General features: G+C 47.9%; 21 protein-coding genes, 4 tRNA genes and 1 pseudogene. 6 read left to right on the plus strand and 20 right to left on the minus strand.

Annotated elements, in window-relative coordinates; genetic code table 11:
- Positions 1–81: 81 nt before the first annotated feature.
- From M975_RS10665 to M975_RS10705, 9 genes are all read right to left on the minus strand, one after another.
- The gene (locus M975_RS10665) at positions 82–1,293 is read right to left on the minus strand and encodes a glycosyltransferase family 4 protein (RefSeq protein WP_064559209.1); all 1,212 of its coding nucleotides are present in this window, start codon (positions 1,291–1,293) and stop codon (positions 82–84) included.
- Positions 1,294–1,302: 9 nt separating this feature from the next.
- Positions 1,303–2,292 carry a glycosyltransferase family 2 protein gene (locus M975_RS10670; RefSeq protein ID WP_064559210.1) on the minus strand — a complete coding sequence of 330 codons (990 nt, stop codon included), beginning with the start codon at positions 2,290–2,292 and terminating at the stop codon, positions 1,303–1,305.
- 1 nt (position 2,293) lies between these two features.
- Positions 2,294–3,667 carry a hypothetical protein gene (locus M975_RS10675; protein WP_064559211.1) on the minus strand — a complete coding sequence of 458 codons (1,374 nt, stop codon included), beginning with the start codon at positions 3,665–3,667 and terminating at the stop codon, positions 2,294–2,296.
- Positions 3,664–4,875, minus strand: a complete 1,212-nt coding sequence (locus M975_RS10680) for a lipopolysaccharide biosynthesis protein (protein WP_064559212.1) — start codon at positions 4,873–4,875, stop codon at positions 3,664–3,666. Before M975_RS10680 ends, M975_RS10675 begins: the two co-directional genes overlap by 4 nt.
- A complete protein-coding gene (locus tag M975_RS10685; protein ID WP_064559213.1) occupies positions 4,872–7,007 on the minus strand; it encodes a GumC family protein in 2,136 nt (711 codons plus the stop codon). Before M975_RS10685 ends, M975_RS10680 begins: the two co-directional genes overlap by 4 nt.
- Positions 7,008–7,009: 2 nt before the next feature.
- Positions 7,010–7,567 carry a polysaccharide biosynthesis/export family protein gene (locus M975_RS10690; RefSeq protein ID WP_064559214.1) on the minus strand — a complete coding sequence of 186 codons (558 nt, stop codon included), beginning with the start codon at positions 7,565–7,567 and terminating at the stop codon, positions 7,010–7,012.
- Position 7,568: 1 nt separating this feature from the next.
- Positions 7,569–8,855 (minus strand): outer membrane beta-barrel protein, encoded by a 1,287-nt coding sequence (locus M975_RS10695; RefSeq protein ID WP_064559215.1) that lies wholly within the window; start codon positions 8,853–8,855, stop codon positions 7,569–7,571.
- Positions 8,845–10,260 carry an undecaprenyl-phosphate glucose phosphotransferase gene (locus tag M975_RS10700; RefSeq protein WP_064559216.1) on the minus strand — a complete coding sequence of 472 codons (1,416 nt, stop codon included), beginning with the start codon at positions 10,258–10,260 and terminating at the stop codon, positions 8,845–8,847. Before M975_RS10700 ends, M975_RS10695 begins: the two co-directional genes overlap by 11 nt.
- 320 nt (positions 10,261–10,580) lie before the next feature.
- On the minus strand, positions 10,581–11,165 hold the full coding sequence (locus M975_RS10705; RefSeq protein ID WP_064559217.1) for a YecA/YgfB family protein: 585 nt from the start codon (positions 11,163–11,165) through the stop codon (positions 10,581–10,583).
- 508 nt (positions 11,166–11,673) lie between these two features.
- On the opposite strand from M975_RS10705, the gene M975_RS10710 reads away from it, so the two are divergent.
- Genes M975_RS10710 through M975_RS10720 form a run of 3 tightly spaced genes read left to right on the plus strand, consistent with a single transcriptional unit; the run spans position 11,674 to position 12,880 of the window.
- Complete coding sequence (locus tag M975_RS10710; protein ID WP_064559218.1) at positions 11,674–12,156, plus strand: Hcp family type VI secretion system effector; 483 nt, start codon at positions 11,674–11,676, stop codon at positions 12,154–12,156.
- On the plus strand, positions 12,153–12,632 hold the full coding sequence (locus M975_RS10715; RefSeq protein WP_064559219.1) for a DUF2778 domain-containing protein: 480 nt from the start codon (positions 12,153–12,155) through the stop codon (positions 12,630–12,632). Before M975_RS10710 ends, M975_RS10715 begins: the two co-directional genes overlap by 4 nt.
- Positions 12,632–12,880 (plus strand): hypothetical protein, encoded by a 249-nt coding sequence (locus M975_RS10720; RefSeq protein WP_064559220.1) that lies wholly within the window; start codon positions 12,632–12,634, stop codon positions 12,878–12,880. Before M975_RS10715 ends, M975_RS10720 begins: the two co-directional genes overlap by 1 nt.
- A gap of 56 nt (positions 12,881–12,936) precedes the next feature.
- Here M975_RS10720 and M975_RS10725 read toward each other — a convergent pair whose 3' ends face one another.
- Together M975_RS10725 and M975_RS10730 are read right to left on the minus strand one after the other, a co-directional pair.
- Positions 12,937–13,296, minus strand: coding sequence for a hypothetical protein (locus tag M975_RS10725; RefSeq protein WP_064559221.1), 360 nt, complete (start codon positions 13,294–13,296; stop codon positions 12,937–12,939).
- Between the two features lie 63 nt (positions 13,297–13,359).
- Positions 13,360–13,965, minus strand: coding sequence for a hypothetical protein (locus M975_RS10730; protein ID WP_064559222.1), 606 nt, complete (start codon positions 13,963–13,965; stop codon positions 13,360–13,362).
- 42 nt (positions 13,966–14,007) lie between these two features.
- Here M975_RS10730 and M975_RS10735 point away from each other — a divergent pair.
- A pseudogene (locus tag M975_RS10735) lies at positions 14,008–14,522 on the plus strand (site-specific integrase); the annotation flags it as partial.
- A 150-nt stretch (positions 14,523–14,672) separates the two neighbouring features.
- On the opposite strand, the gene M975_RS10740 reads toward M975_RS10735, so the two are convergent.
- From M975_RS10740 to M975_RS10780, 9 genes are all read right to left on the minus strand, one after another.
- A tRNA-Leu gene (locus M975_RS10740) sits at positions 14,673–14,759 on the minus strand.
- Positions 14,760–14,771: 12 nt separating this feature from the next.
- Positions 14,772–14,845, minus strand: a tRNA-Cys gene (locus M975_RS10745).
- 49 nt (positions 14,846–14,894) lie between these two features.
- Positions 14,895–14,970, minus strand: a tRNA-Gly gene (locus M975_RS10750).
- 223 nt (positions 14,971–15,193) lie between these two features.
- Entirely contained in the window at positions 15,194–16,138 is a 945-nt protein-coding gene (gene cbl, locus M975_RS10755) for an HTH-type transcriptional regulator Cbl (RefSeq protein WP_064559223.1), read from the minus strand.
- A gap of 105 nt (positions 16,139–16,243) precedes the next feature.
- The gene (gene nac / locus M975_RS10760; protein WP_064559224.1) at positions 16,244–17,161 is read right to left on the minus strand and encodes a nitrogen assimilation transcriptional regulator NAC; all 918 of its coding nucleotides are present in this window, start codon (positions 17,159–17,161) and stop codon (positions 16,244–16,246) included.
- 220 nt (positions 17,162–17,381) lie between these two features.
- Entirely contained in the window at positions 17,382–17,885 is a 504-nt protein-coding gene (locus M975_RS10765) for a protein disulfide oxidoreductase (RefSeq protein WP_064559225.1), read from the minus strand.
- Entirely contained in the window at positions 17,875–18,486 is a 612-nt protein-coding gene (locus tag M975_RS10770; RefSeq protein ID WP_064559226.1) for a DsbA family protein, read from the minus strand. Before M975_RS10770 ends, M975_RS10765 begins: the two co-directional genes overlap by 11 nt.
- Positions 18,486–20,369, minus strand: coding sequence for a cytochrome c biogenesis protein CcdA (locus M975_RS10775; RefSeq protein ID WP_064559227.1), 1,884 nt, complete (start codon positions 20,367–20,369; stop codon positions 18,486–18,488). The genes M975_RS10770 and M975_RS10775 overlap by 1 nt, the downstream gene beginning before the upstream one ends.
- A gap of 49 nt (positions 20,370–20,418) precedes the next feature.
- Positions 20,419–20,784 carry a hypothetical protein gene (locus tag M975_RS10780; RefSeq protein ID WP_064559345.1) on the minus strand — a complete coding sequence of 122 codons (366 nt, stop codon included), beginning with the start codon at positions 20,782–20,784 and terminating at the stop codon, positions 20,419–20,421.
- 190 nt (positions 20,785–20,974) lie between these two features.
- Here M975_RS10780 and M975_RS10785 point away from each other — a divergent pair.
- Both M975_RS10785 and M975_RS10790 read left to right on the plus strand, forming a co-directional pair.
- Positions 20,975–21,050: transfer RNA gene (locus M975_RS10785), tRNA-Asn, on the plus strand.
- A 129-nt stretch (positions 21,051–21,179) separates the two neighbouring features.
- Positions 21,180–22,640: an AMP nucleosidase gene (locus tag M975_RS10790; RefSeq protein ID WP_064559228.1), complete on the plus strand. Its 1,461-nt coding sequence runs from the start codon at positions 21,180–21,182 to the stop codon at positions 22,638–22,640.
- Positions 22,641–22,644 lie beyond the last annotated feature (4 nt).

Consider the following 22,644-nt stretch of genomic DNA (forward strand, 5'->3'; position numbering starts at 1 on the left):
AGATTTTGGCAATGCGTTTCCACCCCGCCTAACACATCAGGAATGCCGCGCGTGCCCAGAACAGTGATTTTCTTGCTCATATTATGGCTTGCTTAACAGTTCATCATACAATTTTAGCAACGCTGCCATATGGTCGCGCATCGCATATTTTTCACAAAGTCGGTCATGAGCATTTAACCCCATCTGTTTCGCCTTTTCCGGGTTTGCGGCCAAATCATCAAGGACATCAGCAAGTTCTTGAGCATTCCCCGGCTCGAATAATGCACCGTCGATACCATCGCGTATTTGTTCAGGTATTCCACCAATGCGTGAACCCACGATTGGCCGCGCAAATGACATCGCCTCGAGCACCGACATTGAGCAGTTTTCATTGCATTCAGAAGGCACGATAATTGCGCGGGCATGTTTAATCAGCTTATCTAAACCCTCGCCTTGCTGCACATAACCGAGAAATTCAGCTTCAGGGAATTGTTTGATAAGCTCGTTATAAATAGGGCCATTGCCGACTATTTTTAGCGGGATTTTATTGCGCATCAGTTGATGTGCCCGCGCTAAAGTTTCGATCCCCTTTTCGCGGCTGACACGGCCCACAAACAGTAAATAGCCCAGATCTTCAATATCATTCAGAGGCTGGCTGTCATCAATACCATTCACAATCACGTCAATACGTGAATGCGGCAATGTGTGTTTTATCACCCCTTTTAAAAATTCGCTGGGGGAAATAATCACGTCTATGGCCTGGTAATTTTTGGCAATATGTTGCCAGGTCGCCTCTAAAGAGAGTAGTAAACTTTTCGAAGTCGACCCTTCATAGCAGCGGTATTTAAACGCGTTAAATACTGAACCCGTAATACAGGCATCGCATACTTTGCCATCGCGCAGCATGGCGTATGAAGGGCAGGAAATTTTATAGTCGTGTGCGGTTAATACTGTTTTGCAGCCGAAGTCGCGCGCCACTTTAATGATCGAGGGCGTTAACTGGTGGTAAATATTGTGGAAATGAACAATATCCGGGCGCTCTTTCTCCAGTAATGCCTGCATTTTTTTACAAGCCTGCGCATTATGAATAAAATTGACCGCCGTTTTTACCCCACCGAGCAAATTATTGCCTGTGTGGTAATCAACGTTACTGACAAAATAGTCGGCATAGTCTGACGGGAAATTCTTCTCATGCTGCATCGAGAAATCAATGACCTCGATACCCGCCTGCTTCAACATGCTACGTTCTTGAAAATAAACTGTTTCCGCACCACCCTTGATGTAGAAGAATTTATTCACCAGTAAAATTTTCATTGTCCCTACCTATTCGTGAATAACTTTGCTGTCAGGGGGAGTCATGGGATCTCGCGTCGGATTAAGCAGCCCTTTGATAAGCCCTGCCGAGAGCACAGCTAAATTGATGACACTTTGAAAGCCGCTCATCAATGAACGGTTCTTAATCATTTTCAAAATAATAAATGCCAGCAACGGCAATAATGCTATGCCAATAATTTCAGGGTTGAACGTCAAAATAGCGATAAGCAACACCACTATATAAATGGCAAAAACTATCTCATTTCTGACCATTTTAAGGGCATGACGCTGGTAGGGTTTCCCCCAGGCGCTGCGTAATAACTCGCCAGGAGCCTGGTTATAGCCACTGCGCCAGCGGTACATCAGCAGTTTAAAAGTGGGCATGTTGTGAGATGTATGGCTGAAATATGGAACGTTCAGGCGATGCAGTTTATAACCCGCATCCAGCAGGCGCATTCCCAGTTCAGCCTCTTCAAAAGCATGAAGGTTGCGGTTAGTCAGGTAACCGATTTTTTCAATCGCGGAACGACGATAAAGACCGCCACCGCCTAAATGGTCGCAATCCCCCACAGGGTAAATTTTGTGCAGCCGTTGCTTGCGGGACTTAAATTCATAATTCACCGCATCATCCATTTCGACGGTACCCGCCACACCTGCATATTCTGGATGCGTTTCCAGAAAGACAATTGCGCTATCAATAAACCCTTTTTCCAGCTCCATATCACCATCCATCAACAGCAAATATTCACCTTCGCTGTAGAGATAGCCAAGCTGGTGCCCGACTCCACAGCAGCGGTCGCCGGGCTGCGTTAATGACACCACCGTTACGCCTTTATTACTGGCCAACTGTTGAGTGTTATCGGTGGATAAACTGTCGGCGACAATAATTTTGTGCGGGTAATCAACAATCTGCTGCTGAATACTATCAATGGTTTTTTCGATGCATTCAGCTTCGTTAAACGTTTTAATACTGACTGAAATAAAAGGTTTATGACCCATACTATTGCTCCGTATAACGATAAACGGACCGGCGAATAACCAGGCAGGAACCCAGAGCTAAATAGAACAAAAACTGGAGCATTGGGGTTATCGTGAGTATCTGGCTGTAGGGCAAACTCAGTAAACAACTGATGGCAAAGACACTATAAGCGGGTGAAAAACTCAGTAACTGGAGGTCTTCCGGGTCCAATTGTTCACGAGCCAGTACCGCCTCGGGCTGCACGATTTTCAGGATATAGAGCATCAGCCCAATAAATAAAAGTGTCCCCACAACGCCGACTTCCCACAGCAACATGCTTAAAGAAGTTGAGTCGAGAATCAAATTGTACTTAAGGTTTAAAAATCCTGGCGAGATAGCACTACCGCTGTTTGTCGCATTCAGCCCATAGCCAAATAATGTCCCCGAAAGCCCCCATAGATCATTATTTTGTATCCAGAACATCAGCGTCGTAAAGCGGCCCACTTCACCGGAAGGCAGAATGTAATTGGGGTCAAAAATATAGCTTAATGAGTCTAAGAACACGCTCAATGAGCTTTGTGTTGGGTCGCTGCCAAATGCCGACGAATATCCAGAGGCTAAAATGACGACAGCAAGAGCAATAAGCAGCGCCATGCCTGCAAATATCAGCAGCAGCGCTTTGATATTCACTTTGTTCACGCCTTTAACGTAGCTGGGCATGACCCAGACCCAGGCCAGTAAAATAGGTGATAGCAAAATAACAAATTTCACTTCGCCAACGATACATAAGCCAAAGCCGAGGATGATATGCAATGCCATGGATTTAAAACTCGTCAACCCGTGCTTAAACTCAGAGACTTTCAACAGCATAATCAGCAGGCAAAAAAGCCCCATTGCCGCCGTGTTCCCCCCACCCATCGGGTCGCCACCAAAGGTGCCAACGACGGAGTCCCATTTATCTTCTTCACCGCGCACCACCACGCGTTGAGGAACCACAAACAGCAGTTGATAAATGATTATCGGGAACTGCGCGTAAAACACCCAATACAACGCTTTGGTGACACGATAGATTTGCGATTCACGGCAGAACCCGAGCAGCAGGCAAAACATGACCAGCGATAACGCGATTTCGTTTTTGAAACCGACAATCGCATCGGTCACCCCGGCTTGTAATATCGTCGATGCCCCCGCCATAACCAGGAAAATCAAATACAACGTCAGCACAATGATTTCCTGTTTATCCAGCTGCAAGGCTTCGTAACGGGTTTGCATCACCAGTAAGCCAAACATCAGCAACGTCAGGAAAAATGGGATCCACAACACCGCCAGTACGCCGGTGAAATATTGCACCAACCCGCAGAAAATCAGGGTGATAAATGAGTAGGTCTGTAAATAATGCCCAGTATTGAGATTCATAATACCACCGGCCTGTCGTTCAAAAGATTGGCGCGTTTATTTACCTTAAGATAAATAAAGGCATAACGAACGAAAGTTAATACCGAGAACAGAATAATGGATGTCGCATAGTCATTGTAAAAATAGGGCACGATGACAAATGCAATCAGCACGATCGCCAGTTGCTCAAACTGAATGCGCAGGAAGTAACGGTGAGAACCAAAAATAAGCTCGATCACCGTCAGCGGGCAAACTGCCAGCGCCGGGAATAAATAAGGCAGCATGTAGCGTGAGGTCGGAATTGAGTTAATCCAGTCTTCGCTAAAACCAAGATGCATGACCACGGGATAGAAAATAAACACCCCCAGGGTACAAATAACGCCCAGCACCAACAGGAGTAAACGGACTTTTTTGTACTCTTCAAAGTTAAAGGTGTTATGCCTGAAATCGATGGACCATTTCGAGAAAATAGCGTTACGCACCGCATTGCCGACAATCACCACCGGAGCCAGGCAGAAACGACTGACGATAGAAAAATACCCCGCCGTCAGCGCAGAGAACCAAAAGTTAATCAGCATAATGGGCAAGTTACTGTTTGCCATCGCAAGGACTTCAGCGCTTCCCACTTTGGTGATGTGATGAACATGTTTATGAAAAAACCCCAGGTTATTCTTGAGGCTTAAATGCTGCAAAGTCACCGAGCGAATATCAAATGCCCGCACAATGCAGCCAATCGTCAGGGCCATCATGGAAACAGCCCATGCCCAATAAAATGCCTGGATTTGTGTAGTGAGCACCACTGAAAGTACTACCACCACTGAAACTGCAATACGTTGGAAAACTAAAAAGCCAAAGTTAGCCGTGCGCAACGCCAGGTTTTCCGAGACCAGAACCCAGGTATTCGACAGCGTGAGGAGATAAAGGAAAAAGATGTTTTGATTAAATAGCCACGCAGTCAGCAGCGCATAAGGCAGTGCTATGGTCAGGCTTTGTAATAAGCAAAACACCACATTTTGCGCCAGTTCATCGTCATTTTGTTTGGGAATTAATAGCTGTGAGGCAAACGTACAAACCTGGGCACCAATCAATGCAATGCTGTAATTAAGCGCGTAAAGCCCCACTTCCGCCAGATCGTACTTGTGCGAAATCAACCAAATAGAGAGCGCACCAATCAGTTGTGAAATGACTGATGAACCCGCTATCGTGGACGCGCTCTTTAATAAACTCATATATGGCCTGGGCCATTCATCAGTTCGGTCGTTTGCAAGTTAAGTGAACGTAATCCCTCTTTCGTCTCGAGATGTTTATCAACTACCTGGTTGAGAACCACACCGATCACAACAGACTGATTAGATTCGATTTTATCCAACCCGCTGGTAATGTGCTCTGCGGGCGCCGCACCGGCTTTTAACACGAATATCAGGCCATCCGTCACCCGACTAATCAGTTGCCCGTCCTGGCTTTGATTCACCGCTGCAACATCAATGATAATGCGCTGATAGCGGCTTCTTAACTCACGCATCAGGTGTTCAAGATTTTCAGATGACAGCATCAATAATGACGAAACCGTCGCATTGCCACGCGGAAGGAAATCCAGGTTTTCATTAATGTTGACGCTCAAATTCTCGAGTGTTGCTTCACCACGCAGCAATTCCGCCACCCCGAGTGCAGAGGATTTAGCCAGCTCACTTGATAAGCCATCTTTATTAAAGAAATCCAAATCAATCAGCAGCGTTTTTTGATCGAAACTAAATGAATTGGCCAACAAATTCGCAAGCAAAGAGCGCCCTTCGCCATGGTCTGCCGACGTCACTACAATGCTCTGCAGGTGTCGGTTATCCAGCATGACACGCGTGCGGATGCTGTGAATAATGTCGGCGTTAAGTGGGTTATTAGAGATAACGTCCCGGATTTGCGAACGGCTTCCAATACCTTTATAACGGCGAATCTCACCCAGTGGCTCGAGATTAAGGCGTTTCTTCACCTGGCTCAGGTTATTAATGGTGCTGTCCATCGCCGCTTTCACAATGATGTACATGATGCTAAAAGCCAGCGCCAGCATCACCACCATAACCAACAACAGCTTTTTGTTAGGTTTCGACGGGCGTTCTGCCGGGACTGCCGGGTCGTACAACACAGCGTCAGATTCAGCATAATTGCCGGAAAGTGACTGCTCTTGTGTGCGCTGATAAAGCGTTTTGTACGACTCTTCCGTTTTATCCAACGCCAGTTTCAACCCGTTGTAGCCTTCACGCTTGGAGGCTAACTGCTGGAAAGCCTCTTTTTGCTGGTCCAGCTGTTTCTGGTAGCTATTTTCATCTGCCAGAGCCGCCTGATATTGCTGACGCAGGCCGGTTTCCAGCTCACCAAGCACACTATAAGTTTGATCCTGAATGGCCTGAACTTGCGCCTGAGCTTCCAGAATTTTGGTGTGTTTAGGGCCATAGGATTTGCGCAATTCGTAAAGCGAACGTTTCGCCTGAATCAGCGCAATACGCAGGTCCTGGATTTGAGCATGGTCTGAAATTACCGGCAGAGAAATGACGTCTTCGAGCGATCGGCCGCCGCCACGACGAACTTCGTTATACAACGATTCCGCAGCAATCCGGCGCTGAGTCGCATCCGCCAGGCGGTTGGTGACAATGCCTAACTGTTCCGTTTCAAAACCATCTACGCCGCGGAATGTCAGTAGCCCTTCTTTATTCAGATAATCATTAATCGCCAGTTTTTGCGCCGCAATTTGTTTCTGCAGCTCATCCATTCTCTGCTGGTTGCTTTCACGCGCTCTCAAGGTATTCGCGCTTTTTTGCGCAGCGCTATAGTCGATAAATGCCTGTGCAACGCCGTTGGCTATCTTCGCGGCAAGTTCAGGCGAAGGAGATTCATAAGATATTGACGCCAGATGCGTGGTGCGGACACTGGTAATGGTGAGATTTTTCAGCAATGTTTTTAGCGCATGATCCACACGCTGCTGGTTTTCAGGGGTGTATGCCTCTTTGCTGTCTGATTTCACCCCATTGAAATCGGGGTTCTCATCCAGTTTCAGATTTCGTACCGCCTGCTCCAGCACGATACGCGACTGCATCAACGCAAACTGCGTCTCGTAGTAGCCACTGCGCGTCGAATCATAGCCATCAACTTGTGGGAAAGGCGAGATATTATCGGGCTGTGCTTTTACGAGCACGGTTGCTGTTGAGACATATTTAGATGTCATCATGCTGATTAATGGCCAGGCAATCGCTCCTGCAATAACGCCTGCGAGAATGATCTTCCAACCGTTCTTTTTAATTTCTTTGGCAAACCGGGAGAAATCGACGGCGCTTTCTCGCTTCTTGCCATTTTCGACTATTGATAGTTTCATATTTAGAAGAAGCCCATGCCAATAATCACGATATCACCGGGGTGAACGGAGTGTCTTACGTCCACGTTCTCAAGCAATTGGTTGGTGCCAGCTAAACGAATATTAATGTCTTTGCGATCTGCACGGTCGGTAAAGCCCCCGGCTTGCGCAATCGATTTTTCGACAGTAAGCCCTGGTTCATATGCAAAACCATTCGGGTTTCTGACTTCACCAGAAACATAGAATTTGCGGAATTCAGCGATATTGACCGTTACCATCGGATTTTGCAGGTAATCTCCGCGCAGGCGATTAGTTAACTCTTCGCTGACCTGTTCAGGTGTTTTTCCTTTCAGAACCAGCTTCCCAATATAAGGGAAAGTAATAATTCCACTTTTATCGAGTATAAACTTCATCGTTAAATCAGGTTCACCGTACACATTAATGTTAACGGCATCGCCCGCATCGAGCAGGTATCCTTTTGATTCAACATCGGGATTATCCATGAGTGGTGGCTTAGATGCGGAACACCCGGCCATTAGCACACTGAATAATAAAAACGCCCACAGTTTCATTATTTTCATTTTAAATCTGCACCTTAGCTGTAAACATAATCAGCGAATTGTCATAGCCCAACGTTCTCAGCACTTCCCGGTTGTCATCGGGGCCGATATAAAACGAATCGGTATCTTTATTGGAACGTAACGTATCTATTTGATATTTAAGCTCAAAATTAACAGAAGGTCTGAAGTCATAACTTACGCTGAATGTAAAAATGCCATCCTTATCATTTCTGTCCTTGTCTTGTTTTTTATAGTCTTCCGTGGTGTACGAATAATCTAACAAGGTGGATAAACGGTCATTTAACCATAAGTGTTTATAAGAAATGCCATACTGTGAAACTAAAATATACCCCCCAATTTCTGAAGGGTCTTTAATGCGTTGTGAGGTGTGGGCGGTAAAAATAGACTGTTTGAGTGGTTTCCACTCACCCTGAATATCCCAGTTTAGCCCATTAAAATCCTGCGAGTTGGGATCGTTTTCAAATGTTTTATACAGCCACGCCACGTTCATATCGACGTTAGTTTTACCGGTAATCTGCGACTTGATTCCATAAAGCAAATAATATTCATCACTGTCTTTTTCAGAGGCATTATCATAATGCCTCTGGTTGGTAATAAAGCTATAACGGAAGCGTGTTTGTGGGGTGTACTGGTCAAAAATCTCGGCAATCAGGCTATTTTCATGCCATTCCTGCTCCTGAATGTAATTGTAAAAATCGTCGTCACTGTTCTGCGCATCCTGGGTATTACCAAAGCGCAATTTTTTATAGAGAAGTGCAACTTCCGCCTTTCCGCGCCCTACTGGCGCACCATAGCTATAACGCAGCTCACTATTGAGTAAGTTGGTGGTTAACGGCGACGTAATACCAAACTGTTGAAATTGTTCCGGGATAAACCCTTCTGTGACGCCTCGACCACGCTCTTCATGGCCAAGAGAATCTTCGATATTAAACATCAAGCCATGCATTAATCCATAACGCCATGCGCCATTAAAACGGAAGAAATGGTCAGCGTAATTATCAGCTGAGTCACTATTGTAACTACGATAATCACCTGAATACATTAACAGGTATTTGTCCTGATACCGCTCTCCCATCATCGTCAACACTGGCATCGCACTGACGAAATCGGAACCAATAGCATCGCTATCATGTGGCTGATAAGTCACATTATTGTCATGGCCGTAATTCACACCGACATTGCTTTGAAAATCAATACCTGCAAAGCCGACATGAGATTTCGGTGTTAGTTCTGCCAGGGCCGGTTGTGATAAAACTATTCCGGCAACAATAATATATTTAATATGCATTTTTACCGATAAATCCCTTAAAAATAGTTTTTATAATAATTTTTATATCCAGCCATAAGGACCAGTTCTGGATGTATTCAATATCGTACTGAACACGTTTTTCCATTTTATAAAGTGCATCAATTTCACCACGATAGCCGTTTATTTGTGCCAGCCCTGTGATGCCTGGCTTAACTTTATGGCGAATCATGTAGTTCTCAACCTGCTTCCGATATTGCTCGTTATGCGTGACTGCATGTGGCCTTGGGCCGACAATCGACATGCTGCCCTGCAACACATTAAAAAACTGCGGCAATTCATCAAGCGAGGTCCGGCGTAAAAACGCACCAAAGCGCGTAACGCGCGGGTCGTCTTTTGTCGCTTGAACGACCTTGTCAGAATTCTCCATGACATGCATAGTACGGAATTTCCAGACTTTAATTTTTTGCCCGCTCAGGCCATATCGGTCTTGTTTGAAGAATACCGGCCCGCGTGACGTCAGTTTTATCCCGATGCCTATGATTAATAATAGTGAAGAAATCAGGACCATGATAATGCTACCCAGCACTAAATCTTCAGCACGTTTAACAAAGGAGCCCCCTCCTTCGAATGGAGAGCTCAGAATGCTAATCGTCTGTATGTTGTATATGGTGCGCAACTGCGACATATGCGTGCTGTAAGAGTTAAAATCAGGAACGATATAAGTGTTCACCGTTGTGTCAGACATCATTGCTAAAAAGTGGCGTATTCTTTCCAGGGCCACTAACGGCAAAGCAATATAGATTTCATCTACTTTGCCCTGTTTTGCCTCTTCAACCAGCCCACTGACAGAACCTTTGAACGGGTTATTAATTTGGCTAAACAGCTCGCTAAACCGCGTGACATCTCGCTCATCATAAAAAGCCAGATCCACATTCATATTGGAATATTCTTTGAGAAGGGCTTCTTCTATTGCCAGACCATTGTCGGTAACGCCAACAATAGCCACGCGGATGCTTTTTTTGGTTGAGTATTTAAGAACGATCAGGTGGATGGAGCGGAGCAAAACTAACGGAATGGCATACCAGAATAGGGTTGCCGGGAAAAAAGGATTCTCGACAATGCTTAAATGACCTAAAGATTGAAAACCTCCCGTTGAAACTCTGACAACTTCAACAAAGACGATAGTCAGAAAAGCACAAAGAATCAGACGTAGCTGGCCACGTAAACTGGATTTTTTGGGTTTATGGCGATAGAGCTCAGTGTACTCGCCAAAGAGTAAAAAAGAGGTAGAGAACAGAATACTGAACATTAAAACAGTGCTAGTTGATTCCATTGCTAATAGCAAGGCGCTCAATATTAAAATCGAGTTAATAAAAATAAAATCAGCCAGCTTAATAAATGCGGGATACCCTCCATGGGTATATTTCAGTGAGTTTCTCAGCATCATTAGACTCATTATTCATTGAATTATCGTTATTGATACTTTTCTGACCCAATTCAACTATAACATAAGTGTAAACCTCATGATGTGAACTTGTTAAGAATTGTAAAACATAATGTTGGTCACTATGCGTGACTTTTTTCCTATGCGAGGGGAAGCTGGAATTTGCCTGCTATTTGTTTTATTACAGAACGTTAGTGCAGTTTTTTAACTTGATTATTTAACTTATGGTGAACAAGAACGACTGAGTTTGGGATGAGCAACCCAGGCAGTACATCAAATAACTGCCCGGTTGTTGTGATGAAATATTTCGCGGGATGTGATTAATGTAATGTTTTGGAATCAGCTTTACGTAACTCCTGCCAATAACTGTGAAGTTGCAGGGCTGCCGGGCCGATCGCTTCCTGGCTTTCTTCGTATTCCTGCTCGGTCATCTGTTCGAGTTTTGCGATATTGACTTCATCGCCATGCAACGCAATTGCGTCCAGAGCCTTTTCCAGCTGTGCTGGCAAAGTTTTCCAGTCGGCCAGCACCACACCGCGCATATAACCAAAACACCACTCTTCGACGATGGTGTATTCCTTATCATCCATTTCGCGAAGTCCAAACAGGGGTTCGAACTGATCGGGTGCGTGGCACAGGCGCTCTGCAATATCGTTCATATGCTGAATGGCAAGATCGTTAAAACGCTGCTGTTCTTGCTCATTTTCCCAATGAGGAAGCTGCTTTTCGCCACCCCATACTGCAACCTGCCACTGAGCATGCTCAATCGGTTCAGGTGCGGAAAGAATGGCAGTGAGCATACCGTCTAACTCGGAGACATCGAGCACAGAGTCATCGTTACCGTATTTGGTGAGCGTGTCATCAAGCCATTCCAGCTCTTCTTCGTTTAGCGGCCCTTGGTTCATACAGTTTCTCCAGAGAATGATCGATTCGTTACCCTAAGTTTACCGGGTAGCCGTTGATGGCAACTAGCGTAATACAAAATGAAAGGTATATCAGGAAGGATGTCAGGAACTACAAATCGCAGAAAGTAAAAAACCACCCGAAGGTGGTTTCCACGACACTGCTTTATCATTGATTTTATAGCTTTTATTCCCATGGTGCCCGGGGCGGGACTTGAACCCGCACAGCGCGAACGCCGAGGGATTTCAAACCCATCTTGTTATTATTTTTCAAATACTTACGCTCTACCTTCCTAACATTTCAGTTTTTTTCCGGCCAGTTATGGCGCGATTCTGATGCTTTTATGTTAGGAACGAAAATTCTGTAAACTCCCTTCAAGCTACCATTGCAACTGATTGATTGAGCGCCGATTATTCTTTTTTTCTATGGCACCTTGTGCAACAAACCCCCTTTTTTTTAGTGTTTTATTAGCTGTTCGGTAACGATTTTCACTAATAAAGGGATTTCATCATGGCTATACCTGCTTATCTTTGGCTTAAAGACGACGGTGGCGCAGATATCAAGGGATCGGTTGACGTTAAAGACCGTGAGCAAAGCATAGAGATTTTAGGCTTTGCACACGGATTGCATTTACCAACCGACAACAATACAGGGAAAATTACTGGTACTCGCGTTCATTCCGCCATGACATTTGAGAAGGAGTTTGATTCTTCAAGTCCTTATCTTTACAAGGCTGTAGCGAAGGGCCAGACGCTTCAAAGCGCGGAGTTCAAGTGGTACAGGATTAACGACGCAGGCCAAGAAGTTGAATACTTCAACATGCTACTTGAGAACGTGAAAATCGTGTCGGTCTGCCCTCTAATGCATGACGTTAAAAACCCTGCGACCGAAAAACACAATCACCTTGAAAGCATTTCCTTACGCTACGAAAAAATCACATGGAAACATTGCGACGGTAATATTCTTTTTTCTGACTCATGGAATGATCGATGATCCGTTGCACATTTCATCTGAATGGAGGGGCGCTATCCACGCTGAGTTGTCCGGGGGTTGGGTTCTTCCCTGCTTACTCGGGTAATGCTGGACCACTCAGGAACAATCCTGATGCGGTGGGAATTTCCGAAGTTGGGCCACTCCCCCCTGGAAATTATTACATTGTAGCCAGGCCCGGAAGCGGCTTAAAACACGCGATAAAAGATGCTCTTTATTCTGTTACATCCGGTTCAAATCACTTTACCTGGTTCGCGCTGTATCGTGAGGATTCTAGCATTGACGATTACACTTTTATTGGGCAGGTTGAGCGGGGAAATTTCAGGCTACACCCCGCAGGATATAGAGGAATCAGCAATGGTTGTATAACGTTCATCAGTAAAGATCACTACAACATTCTGAGGCAGGCGCTTTTAACCACAGCAGCCACAAAAATATCTGGCCAGTTAGAAGCTTATGGAACAGTTCAGGTATACTGATGAAAATTAAGAAATTTTTACTAGCATGGCATTTATTTTCCCTTACTTTTATATTTTTTTTAGTAGTTCTATTTGCTATTTTTCCTGAATTAGAAGCATTTTCTTTTTTGACAAAGCGTTATGGTTTTATAGATATTGAATATTGGGACCTTTACTATTTGATTTTCTTAGCTATAGCAGCACTATTTGTTAATAATTTATTTATTATTATCACAGTAAAGTTATTTCGAAGATTTAAGGCGGGGTAACATATTGGCTTGATGCCATCGTTGGCAACTCATCAAGCCACTTAAAATCGTCATCATCATCCGGCGGTCTGCCCGGACTGGGCGGCCGCTATTGTAGCGCCACTGCTCCCTCCCAGCATTTTTTGCAGTCCTTCCACTAACATTTTATTCAGCGCCTTGCCGTCTGCTGTCTGATAAAACGCCGGAATTAAATTCGCGTTCTGATAAAGAAACTGTTGCTCAGCAAGTGAAAGCCCAAAATCAGGGGCAGCAGGTGGAGGCGGCGCAGCATACTGCTGAGGCTGAAATTGTTGCTGCTGCGGATACTGCGGCAACATGTGAACCATGTGCGGATGATTCTGCGCAATCCACTGACGAACACCGGGGTCGTAAACGTTGAGATTACCAAACGGGTGGTTATAGGCTTGCGGATACATGCCCTTTCCTCTTCATCAAGTTCCTGAAAAACCGCCCCACAAGGGCGGTTTAGGTTGCCAGGCTTACAGCTTGGCGTTGACGGGTGCCGCGGTCTGCGCTGCCCCTGTCAGAGTGCCTGAGCCCATATTAACCTGTGCATTCGTTGCCTTGGCGTACTGATTGCACTCAGCCAGGCCATGTTGCAGCCAGTTCAGACCTTGTGCCTGTGCCTGGAATTGCAGCTGGTTTTGGTTCTGGTTGTTGGTCATCTGGATTTCAATCGCATGCTGATCGTCACGGCGACCAGAATGCAAACGCAGCTCAGTGATCGTATTCTCTGCCACGGTCAGTTGACGGGACAGATTATCGCGGTCGATTGAGTTAATCAGTGCGCGGGTTTTGTCGCCGTCTTCACGAATTGAAATCGCAGTTGTTAGCGTGCCGATGTTCACGGCAGAGCCAACACCCTGGACGCCAGCATTTAGCACAGCGAAAGAGTTCTGAACCGAATCTTTCACGTTACTGAAACCCTGCTGATTTCCGAGAGATTGACGTGCAATCTCGCTGCCCAGGGCAATGGTTTGCTGTTGGGTCATGGCATTGATAGAGCCAGTGGCCTCAGCAATTTGCGCCTGAGTTTGCAGAGCTGAAAGCGGTACCGCCGCCTGCACGTTGCCCAGCTGCTGCAAGATTGCAGTATCGAGTACGCGGTTATCTTGCCCGCCATTACCATAACCGACGCTGAATATGATGCGATATTTAGTGTGGCACCAGATATTGTGCGAGTTGCCATGGAGGTTTCCTATCTATGCGCTGCGCGCCAGGCTGACGTGTTAGCCATGCAAAAATCACAACTACTCGAGGAGGGGATTTTTATTCGCCAGGGAAAAACGGGCGAGAAACAGATCAAGGCATGGAGCGGTCGCCTCATGGCGGCTATGGAGTTAGCAAAAAATTTACCGCTGAAAGATGGTGTTTCTAGTGTGTACGCATTGCACCAAAAAACGGGGGCTGTTATACGCGGGATGGATTTAATAGTCGGTGGTATAAGGCTCGCGAGGATGCGATCAAGAAATTCCCGCACCTGCTTTTTGATTTTACATTCCATGATTTAAAGGCGAAGGGGATTTCAGATTTAAAAGGAACGCTGCAAGAAAAACAGAGCATCTCTGGTCACAAAACGATTTCACAAACCGCTCGCTACGACAGAAAAATAAAAATTGTGCCGGTGGTTGGCGGCCAATAATAATTATGATGACCAGTCACTTCATCGCCATTTTTTGGCGATTCATGTTAGGAAAGATGTTAGGAAAAGCAGTTTTTAGAAAATAAAAAACCACCCGAAGGTGGTTTTCACGACACTGCTTTATCATTGATTTTATAGCTTTTATTCCCATGGTGCCCGGGGCGGGACTTGAACCCGCACAGCGCGAACGCCGAGGGATTTTAAATCCCTTGTGTCTACCGATTTCACCACCCGGGCTCGGGAAGAAAGTGGAGGCGCGTTCCGGAGTCGAACCGGACTAGACGGATTTGCAATCCGCTACATAACCGCTTTGCTAACGCGCCAAAACTTTTTACCTTTGCAGGCTGTAACAGAAATTCTGCTACATAAATTTGGAGCGGGAAACGAGACTCGAACTCGCGACCCCGACCTTGGCAAGGTCGTGCTCTACCAACTGAGCTATTCCCGCAAAATCATTTAATGAAGCTTAAAGCTAATCATTTGATTTTACTATCTTCTGGCAAGCTGTGCTGCCGTTCGATGCGTTGCATTCTACTTACCTGACGCGATGAGTCAATGAAATTTTCTTTCAACTCGTCTCGTTTGCTGAATTTTGCACCGTACCGATCACGGTTCGAACAAATAACCGCTCGGCGCGGGCAGATAGTGGCGCATCTGACAAGAAAATGGAACTAGATTTGGTAATCAAGCACCGTTTCATCTGGTTCAAGTGCCAGTCTTTTAATGTCGGCAACAGAAAGCTCAGGGTTGCACAGTTCGATAAAGCGCCAGACGTAATTACGTTGCAATTGCCCGCGCTTCAAACCCAGCCAGACCGTGTTGGCATCAAAAAGGTGGCGCGTATCGATCCTGACCAACTCCCCTTCTTCGCTGCTGGCCTGGAATGCCACCAGCCCAATGCCTAAACCTAATTCCACATACGTTTTGACGACGTCAGAATCTTGCGCGCTTAAAACAATATCCGGTGTTAGCCCACGGCGTGAAAAAGCCTCATCAATGCGCGCACGCCCCGTGATCCCCTGACGATAAGTAATAATCGGCCAGCGACTGATATCGTCGAGTGTCAGCGGATTAGCATGAATCAGCGGGTGGCCACGTGGAACCAGTAAAGTGTGGGACCAGCGGAACCACGGATAAGCGACAACGAGCGGGTCGGTGCTGAGCCGTTCACTGGCGATACCGATATCCGCCGTGCCGTTATGCAGCAGCGTTTCTATTTCTTGCGGCGTGCCCTGAATTAACTCAAGGCGCACTTCAGGAAACAGTACGCGGAAAGATTTGATAACCGAGGGCAAGCTATAACGAGCCTGTGTGTGCGTGGTCGCAATGGTCAACACACCGCTGGCATCATTAGTAAATACGTCAGCAAGACGCCTGACATTACTGGCTTCATTAAGAATACGTTCGGCAATCACCAGCAAGGCTTTGCCCGGCTCAGTCATCCCTAATAAACGTTTACCACGACGGATGAAAATCTCGATGCCGAGTTCTTCTTCCAGTTCACGAATATGACGGCTGACGCCTGATTGCGAGGTGAAAAGCATGTTGGCGACTTCAGTCAGGTTGTAATCCCGCCGAGCCGCCTCGCGAATAATTTTAAGTTGCTGGAAGTTCACATTGCCCCCGGGGCATAACCTGGCTTTACACTATTGTTAAAGTGGCAACCCCGATATAACAAATAATAAAAACCAGCAACTTATTCCATTTAGCAATAAGCCAGATCAACCCACCAGCAACAACTCGCGATTCTCCTGTACAGGACGCACCACTAATGACAGCAGAATGTCTTTTACAGCCTGCGCTTGTGGCGTCAACGCGGTGCGCGCAGACAAGTTAACGGAGAGCGGCAAATTAAGTGATGGACTGGTAATTCGCGCCATCCATCCATTTGCGGAACTGACAAGCGAACGTGCCGCAGATTCCGGCAACACCGTTACGCCCATTCCGCTGGCAATTGCCGCAGTCAGCGTCGAGATAGAATCAATCTCACCGGTAATTTTTGCCGTCAGGCGGCGAAGTGAGAAAGCTTCATCCACGCGTTTACGCACGGCGCTATAGTCACGCGGCAGGAATAGGTTCATTTCGGCAACCGCAGCGAGATCGACTGTCTGACCTGGACAGTCGCGGGTGCCGACCAGAAACAACTCCTCTTTAAGTAACGGTTGGCTAATGATGCCCGCCGTCGGAGAACGGTCATACAAGACCGCCATGTCAAGCTGGCCGCTTAACAGCTTGTCATTCAGGACAGAACTACTGTTCTCATGCAGATAGACCAGCACGTCGGGTAATTCCGCACGTACTGCCTGTAATAAAGGCATGGTAATCGAAGATGCCGCAGTGCCAGGCGCAAGTCCTATAGAAACCTGTCCGCCTAATGTTTGGCCCACGTTGCAAACGGCTAACTGTGCCTGTTCGCACTGGCGCAGAATAGTCCGCGCATGGGTATAAAGAATCTTTCCTGCTTCAGTTGGCGTTACGCCGCGTTTGGTACGAATTAACAGCTGCTGATCCATTTCACCTTCAAGGGTAGCAACTTGTTGGCTCAGTGCTGGCTGCGCAATATGCAGCACTTCTGCGGCCTGAGTCAGGCTACCAATATCGACGATTTTTACGAAGTACTTCAGTCGTCTTAAATTCATTTTGCCTCCTACACGGAATGCCAACGCCAGTCTCGGCAGTGATGTCTCCCTAGGAATTGCAATATGCTTGCCACTTTTGAGAAACATCCGACCAGATGCGCTAACAGGCTGGATAATAAGCAAAAGTGATTTAAATGATGGGAATGGAGATTAAAACAGCGGTTCTCTTATGCCCCATTAGAGGTATAAGCGCACCATAAAGGTGCGCCTGTTCATGTCATTACAATGAGGCCCACCAAAGACGTAGTTTCATTCCCCAAAGCGTTGTCCAGCCGGTCGTAGAGGAGACAACCTCTCCTTTATAGAGCACGACTATTGTGGGCGTAACGCCAATCTGCCAGTTACGGGACAACTCGCCAGAAGCATCATTAATGACCGGAAGCTGCACTTTCTTTTGCTCAAGCCAACGGTTCACCTCCGGTGGGGCTCCGGAGCGCAGCGCGATCGTCATGACGTTTTCCCCCTCGGCCACCAGCTGTGCAACCGAGGGTGTGGTGTAACGGCACACGCCACACCAGCTCGCCCAAAAGTAGAGAAGTAATGGGCGTTCTTCACTCAAGGCTTGCAACGTGACTTGCTGACCATCCAGCGTGTGAAACGGAGTGCTGTCGAATGATGTCGGCATTTTCGGCGCGCGCCACAGGTCCATCAAAACGACAATAGTGATGAAAATCACCGCCATGACCAGTGCTTCACGCCCCCAACGTTTGAGCTTACCTTTCATTGGCCTGCTCCCGCTTTTGTTTCACCAGCGCATCGAGTTCTTCCCACGTGACAGCCCCTGCGAGCATCGTATCGCCCACCAGTGTCGCAGGCGTGCCTTCGACACCAACAACACGCGCCAGTTGTAGGTTGAGATTCAAGGTTTCCATGCTCATTTCATCGGGTTGTACCGGCGCGGCACCACTGTTTGCCTGTGCTGCGTCAATGGTCGCCGCCGTGTGATTGCCCTTTTTCGACATCAAACGCTGGTGCAACGCGAGAAACTGCTGTGGATGTTCGCGCCAGGTGGTGAGCGCGACTCGCGCTGCAAGCGATGAGGACTCCCCGCGAAACGGCAGCAGCTTAATCACAACCGCCACGTCCGGGTATTTCTGCACTATTTTCTCAAGCATCGGGTCGAACTTTTTACAAAACGGGCAGTTGTAATCAGTAAACGAGATAAGCGTGAGTTTTGGCGATGCCGCACCTATCCGTGGGCTGGCGGGGTCGTGATAAAGCGCCTGGTAGATCATTTCCTGCAATTGTTCTTCGTTGGATTGAGTGGCGGCATTGGCTCCAAAGCCCGTCGCCAACAAAAACAGAAGTGTGATGATCATTTTCATTATTTGTCTCCTTTCGCATCGCGAAGTGCATTCAGTACCGAGTCCTGAGTTAACAGCGTGGGTAAGGCTCTCCCAGTGGGAATGTTTGGCCCGTAAACCTGATTAAAAGGCACACCGACCTGCCCGCGCAGCCGGAGGAACTCGGTGATCTCTTTGGAAGGAAGTGTCCAGTCGCCACGCAGTGCCACCACATCAGGCTCCTGTAAAACCGCCTGAATATCGTCGCGTGAAAGAATATTTAATTTGTTAATTTTGCAGGTGATACACCAGTCAGCCGTAACATCAACAAAGACACGCTTGTTTTGCGCCAGTGCATGTTGAATCGCCTGCTCACTCAGCGGTTTCCAGGCGATGGTTTCTTTAGCGGTGTGAGTGCTTCCTGAACTGAAATGCACCGGGAGCAGAGTCACGAGCCAAAGCGCGGAACCGAGCATCATCACCGCTAAGATACGGCGCAGCCATTGCATCCAGCGGCCAGGTTTTGGCAGGTGTAGTGCAAGCGTCGGGCGCATGGCAATCAGCAGCCACGGCAGGCTCATACCAATGCCAAGCGCCAGGAAGATGCCCCACAAAGTTGGCAGCGAAGCACCAAGCGCCACAGCGACAGCAGTGCCGAGGAATGGCGCACTGCAAGGCGTTGCCAGAAGGGTTGCCAGTGCGCCCTGCCAGAAATGCCCGCTCATGCCGCTTCCACCCTGCGTGGCAAGTTTAGTGGTCACATTAGATGAAAGGCGGAACTCAAAAAGCCCAAACAGATTGGCGCTGAACACCAACATCACCAGCACCATAAAGCCGATAAACCAGACATTCTGGAACTGAATGCCCCAGCCAACCGCCTGGTCGGTCAAACGCAACACTGTCATTAATAGTGCCAGTGCCATAAATGAAACGATAATTCCGGCAACCGAGGCGAGAAATTGCTGGCGAATGGCGCGTTGCTCTTTCTGCTCTACCAGCAAAACGGAACCGAGCTTCATACCCAGAACAGGCAAAACGCACGGCATTAAGTTGAGAATAAAACCGCCCGCCAACGCCAGTAGCAACACGCGCCAAAGCGTGAAGTTATTACCTGCATCCGGCACCGTTAACGCATCGGTTATCGCCACGACACTCTGCTGCGCAACATCGTTATCAGCGATAACCAACGACAGATTTCGCCCGCGCAAATCAGGCCCGGCACCGTCCCAGCCATCGCTTACTGGAATGGTGGCCCAGAGCGTTTCACCATCGATATGATATTTTGGTTTACCAAAACTGGCATCATCCGGCATATCCATAAACAGTTCAGGGTTCTGCCAGCCTGCTGAACGCGTCGCTTGCACCACGACTTGTGCGTTGTGATACCCGGCGGTCAGATTATCCGTCAAGCCGTCAGGTCGTGGCACCGAGCCCATGGCCTGAGCGTAATCGTGAGCAAAAGCAGCATCACTATTGTCTGGTGTTAACGCGAATGGGAAATCTGTCAGCAAGCAGACATCTTTGCAGGTCGACAGCGTCAACACCCCGGCGATTTTTGCCGCAGCTTCACCGGCAAGCGTTATCGGGATTGTGACCTGGTTGTGATAGCCCTGCGTGGTGATCCCCGCCACGTCAAAACGTTGCGGTGTTGGCCAGAACCACTGGGCTGACTTCACCGGTTCCTGCCAGACAATAACCGGTGCAACGCCACCATCGCCCGGCGAACGCCAGTAAGTTTTCCAGCCTTTCTCCAGTTTCACATCCAGCAAAACACGGGTTTCCCCAGGCAAAGAGGTATCGGCACGCAGCCTGACGCTTGAATGGTTATTTTCGCTGGAATGAAGCCAGCCCGTATCCGCAGCCCAGGAAAATGGCAGCCATAGCAGTAGCAGGCAGAGCAACGCTCGCCTAAAAAGACTCAACATATTTTTTCTCCGTAAATGAATTATCGAACTGTGTTAAACAGCCGGTTTTTCATTCACGGAAAACGCAGAATCGCAGATGAACTCTGAGGGTGGGCGAGCTAAATGCTCTTGCGGGGGAAACAGGAGATCGTTCAGCCTGTAAGGGGGCAATGAGCGCCAGAAGCAGGCTAAAAACAAAAAAAGCAGCTTCAAACAGTACCGGGGGGGCGGCAAGGAGTGACTTTGCACTCAATTCGCAAGGCGTAACCGGGGCATTATTTTCAGCTTCAGAAGGGCTGGTTTGCGAGAGCATGACACTTTCGGCAGCTTTCATTTGCAAAGCGTGCAATCCTGCCATGCGCTGCGCGGTGCAGACTAACACCACCAGACAGGCCAGAAATAAAAACCACTTTGCTAAATGCTTCCGTTTAAACATGAAACCCTCACACTCTTTGAACCGCATATCTTAACCAGTCGTTCTCATTTGGCAACCAATGCGCTGTAAAGATATGTCTGCACGCCCATACAGCGCAGTTTGATTGTTTTATCAGCAAACGAACTCGCGGGGTGATAACAGGCTTTGACAAGCCCGATGCGCATCGCTAATATGCGCCCCGTTAACCGATTCCTCTGTAGTTCAGTCGGTAGAACGGCGGACTGTTAATCCGTATGTCACTGGTTCGAGTCCAGTCAGAGGAGCCAAATTAAAGAAGCCTGCTTATTTAAGCAGGCTTTTTGCTTTTCTGTCCTCACCAACCCCTTCCGTTCCCTCCCGTCGATGACATACTATCGAAGCAGCCCTGCTTAAAATCAGCAGGATAAGGAGAGAACATGACGCATCAGACAGCCGACACTGCCCTTACCCCGAACCAGGCCCTCGATAAATTAGAGGAGCTGTACGATGCCTCGGTCAACGCACTGCGCGACGCCATTGGCCAATATGTTGAAAACGGATCACTTCCTGAAATAGAAAAACGTGCCGCCGGTTTATTTGTCTACCCGGAGTTACGCGTCAGTTGGGATGGCACGGTACACAACCCAAATAAAACACGTGCTTATGCCCGCTTCACCCATTCTGGCAGCTACACCACCACCGTCACCCGCCCTGCTCTATTCCGCCATTATCTCGCCGAACAACTCACACTGCTGTATGACGACTACGGCGCGCAAATCGAAGTGGGCTTATCGCAACATGAAATCCCGTATCCGTATGTGATTGATGGTTCCAGTTTGTCACTGGACCGCTCGATGAGTGCCGGTTTGCCTCGCCATTTTCCGACCACCGAACTGGCGCAAATTGGCGATGAGACAGCCGATGGCTTGTTCCACCCGACCGAGTTCTACCCGCTTTCGCATTTTGACGCTCGCCGCGTCGATTTCTCACTTGCGCGTTTACGCCACTACACCGGCACCCCGGTTGAACATTTCCAGTCATTCGTGTTGTTCACCAACTACACCCGTTACGTGGACGAGTTTGTGCGCTGGGGCTGCCAGCAGATCCTTGATCCGGAAAGCCCTTATGTCGCACTGTCGTGTGCCGGTGGTGTGTGGTTAACAGCAGACAGCCAGGCTCCTGAAGAAGCGATTTCCGATCTCGCGTGGAAAAAACACCAAATGCCCGCATGGCATTTGATTGATGCTAACGGCACTGGTATCACGCTGATTAATATCGGCGTTGGCCCGTCAAATGCGAAAACCATTTGCGACCACCTGGCAGTATTACGCCCGGCAGCCTGGTTGATGATTGGTCACTGCGGCGGCCTGCGTGAAAGCCAGTCGATTGGCGATTATGTTCTGGCCCACGCATATTTGCGTGATGACCACGTGCTTGATGCGGTACTGCCACCGGATATTCCGATTCCAAGCATCGCTGAAGTACAGCGCGCCCTGTACGACGCCACCAAACTGGTGAGCGGCATGCCGGGTGAAGAAGTTAAGCAGCGTTTGCGTACCGGAACCGTCGTCACCACCGACGACCGCAACTGGGAATTGCGTTACTCCGCATCAGCCTTGCGTTTTAACCTCAGTCGCGCCGTCGCTATTGATATGGAAAGTGCCACCATTGCCGCACAGGGTTATCGCTTCCGCGTACCCTATGGCACGTTGCTGTGTGTTTCCGATAAACCGCTGCACGGCGAAATTAAACTCCCCGGCCAGGCAAACCGCTTTTATGAAGGTGCGATTTCGGAACACCTGCAAATCGGTATCTGCGCCATTGACCTGCTGCGAGCCGAAGGGGAACGCCTGCACTCGCGCAAATTACGCACATTTAATGAACCACCATTCCGTTAAGAGA

The organism is Buttiauxella brennerae ATCC 51605 (assembly GCF_001654925.1).
Lineage (GTDB): Bacteria > Pseudomonadota > Gammaproteobacteria > Enterobacterales > Enterobacteriaceae > Buttiauxella > Buttiauxella brennerae.